This window comes from Cupriavidus sp. 8B (genome assembly GCF_054589115.1).
On sequence record NZ_BAAILO010000620.1, the window covers coordinates 1 to 3046 of the forward strand.

At 63.1% G+C, this 3046-nt stretch carries 2 protein-coding genes and 1 pseudogene; 2 read left to right on the forward strand and 1 reads right to left on the reverse strand.

Annotation, left to right across the window (positions count from 1 at the left end; translation table 11 throughout):
• The first annotated feature begins 123 nt into the window (after positions 1–123).
• On the forward strand, positions 124–2121 hold the full coding sequence (locus ACYP5B_RS50990; RefSeq protein WP_459575115.1) for a xanthine dehydrogenase family protein molybdopterin-binding subunit: 1998 nt from the start codon (positions 124–126) through the stop codon (positions 2119–2121).
• Between the two features lie 251 nt (positions 2122–2372).
• Positions 2373–2498: pseudogene (locus ACYP5B_RS50995) on the forward strand (hypothetical protein); the annotation flags it as partial.
• Between the two features lie 58 nt (positions 2499–2556).
• Here ACYP5B_RS50995 and ACYP5B_RS51000 read toward each other — a convergent pair.
• A partial coding sequence (locus ACYP5B_RS51000) for a GlxA family transcriptional regulator (protein WP_459575113.1) occupies positions 2557–3046 on the reverse strand: 490 nt, incomplete at its 5' end.

The window sequence follows — 3046 nt, forward strand, 5'->3', positions numbered from 1 at the left end:
CAGGTGTGAGGCGTCCGCGGCGACCAGCCGAAAGCCATGCCAGCGCGGCAAATGGTTGGACACTTGCTGAAGCAGCCAGTCATTGAGGTGAGCAAAGACATCGCCGCTGAGTTTGCTGCGAGCCTGAGCGAAGGCTTGTTCACTGATGCACCGGCACAAAGTGTTCTGGCCGACGAGCTCGACGTGGACTGGAAAAACGTGCGGTCAATGCTGGCCCCGGCCGGCGATGCTTACCGCGATCCGGGCTTCGGTATTCAGATGACAGGCGGCTCTACCGCGCTGATGCATTCGTTTACGCAGTATCGCGAGCTCGGCGCGCGCGCTCGGGCGATGCTCGTGACTGCGGCGGCCAAACAATGGAATGTGGACCCCGCCAGCTGCGCCGCCGTGGAGGGGGTGGTCACATCGGGTACGCATCGCGCCACCTATGGTGAGCTCGCCAATGCGGCCATGAGTCTGCCGGTGCCGACGACCGTGGTATTGAAGGACCCGTCGCAGTTCCGCCTCATCGGCAAGCCAATGCCGCGCCTAGATGCCGCCTCGAAGCTGCGAGGCGACCCCGTGTTCGGCATCGATACCCGGCTCAAGGACATGGTTGTGGCCGTGGTCGCGCACCCGCCCCGCTTTGGTGGCAAGGTGAAGTCGTTCAACGCGGAAAAGGCGCGCGTGATCAAGGGCGTTGTCGACGTCATGCAGGTGCCCGCGGATCGCGGCGGCTCCGGCGTGGCGGTGGTCGCCAACGGATACTGGGCGGCCAAGCAGGGGCGTGACGCGCTGCAGATCGAATGGGAGGACACGGGCTCGAAGGTCAGCACGCAGGCGCTTTACGAGGAATACAGCAAGCTTGCGATGCAACCGGGCAAGATGGCGGTCCCGCTGGAGAGTGGCGACGTGCAGGCGGTCCTCGCGGGCGCTGCGCGCGTGATCGATGCCGAATATCGGCTGCCGTATCTCGCGCACGCGCGGATGGAACCGCTCAACTGTACCATGCAGGCCGAGATTAGCGGCAATATGGCGACCAGCGTCACGGTCTGGGTTGGCTCGCAATTTCAGACTGTCGATCAGGCGGCGATCGCCCAAACGTTGTCGCTGCCGGTCGAGACGGTGACGCTGAATACGATGATGGCCGGGGGTGGCTTCGGCCGGCGTGCCGTGCCGACGTCGGACTACCTGGTCGAATCGGCAGGCGTACTTCGCGAGTGGATTGCCAGAGGCCATGCCGAACCGCTCAAGGTCATGTGGAGTCGCGAAGACGATATCAAGGGCGGCTACTATCGCCCGCTACATGTCCACCGCGCACGCATCGGCTTCGACGAAAAGGGGCAGGTCGTAGGTTGGCAGCACGCGATCGTCGGCCAGTCGATCGTCATGGGAACCCCATTCGAGCCGGTTCTCGTGAAGAACGGCGTGGACTCGACCATGACCGAAGGCATCGTCGAGAACGAATACGCTCTGCCGATGCAGGTGACGGCTCATCACCCGAAGGTCGATGTCGCGGTGCTCTGGTGGCGCTCGGTGGGTAACACCGACACGAGCTTCGTCAAGGAGACGCTGATCGACGGGATCGCCACGGCCGCGAAGCAGGATCCCGTCGCTTGGCGCATGGCACGACTCGACACCACCAAGCATGTCCGACAACGCGCCGCCTTGCAGCTGGCCACGGACAAGGCCGGCTACGGCAAGCGCAATCCGAGGGGGCATGCGTGGGGCGTGGCCGTACACGAGTCGTTCGGGACGGTGGTTGCGTATGTCGTCGAAGTGTCCGTCGCCAAGGGTGAGGCGCGCGTGCACAACGTCACGGCCGGTGTCCACTGCAATCGCGTCGTCAATCCGCTGACTGCAGAAGCCCAGGTCCAGGGCGCATGCATCTTCGGCTTGTCGATGATTCGGCCCGGCTTCGCCATCGAGATGGAGAACGGAGTGGTTCGGAACAGCAATTTTCCGGACTATCCGCCACCGCGGATGCCGGATGCACCGCGCATCGACGTGTTTTTTGTGCCGTCCGAAGACGCACCGTCGGGACTGGGCGAGCCTGGCGTGCCGCCGATCGCCCCGGCGGTCGCCAATGCACTGTTCCGGCTGACGGGCAAGCGCCAGCGGCAGATGCCCTTCGTCGTCTGATCGTTCAGATGCAGAGAGGCATCACGTCCTCTCTGCCCCACAATTGATCGATAGCAGCAACCGTTCGGTTACTGTCCGCCCTGTATGACGCCCCCCGCACCTGATAGTGTTCCCTCAAAGGGCTTTGGCATCCTCGATAACGATGGATCTGTAACCGGCAATTAGCAATCTCGAATCGATACCAGCATGAGTATTGAGCCCCATAAGCTACTTATAATGCACTTCGAGAGTGAGGCACCGACCGCTCGTGGGTACTGACTACCGCGCGCCAGGATTCCCTATGCGGCTTGTCTGGTGTCGGTATCCGTAGGGGTGAGGCCTTATTCAAGCCGAGATGCACGTCATTTCGCAAGCCGGTGAGTGCGAAGCTGCGCATCCTAGCGTCGCTGGGTCAGACATGCTCGAAACTTGTCGCATCGGTCCCCGGCCGTCAGTTCATTCCGTCGCTTCCAGCTCTACTAGTGCGTCATTTCGCCGGATGCTGCTTGGCGACACGCCGTAGGCGCGTACAAAGGCCCGGCGCATACGATCGCGGTCCGCAAACCCTGTGTCCCGCGCCACGGTTTCCATCGGGTGACGACCTGACTCGAGCATGGTTCTGGCCGCTTCCAGCCGGAGCATCTCGACGGCCTTAGCCGGGGACTGCCCGGTCTCCTCGCGGAAGACACGGCTGAACTGCCGCGGCGACAGGCGCGCGGCATCCGCTAGCTCCTCCACCGTCAGCGCATTGCGCAGATTTTCCTTCGCGTAGATCAGCGCGCGTTTGACACGATCGCTGCGCGGCTCGAGTTCCAGCAATGCCGAAAATTGGGATTGCCCACCGGGGCGACGGTAATAGACGACCAGGCGTCGGGCCACGTTACGTGCCAGCGCCGCGCCGTGGTCGTGCTCGATGAGCGCCAGGGCAAGGTCCATCGCCGCAGAC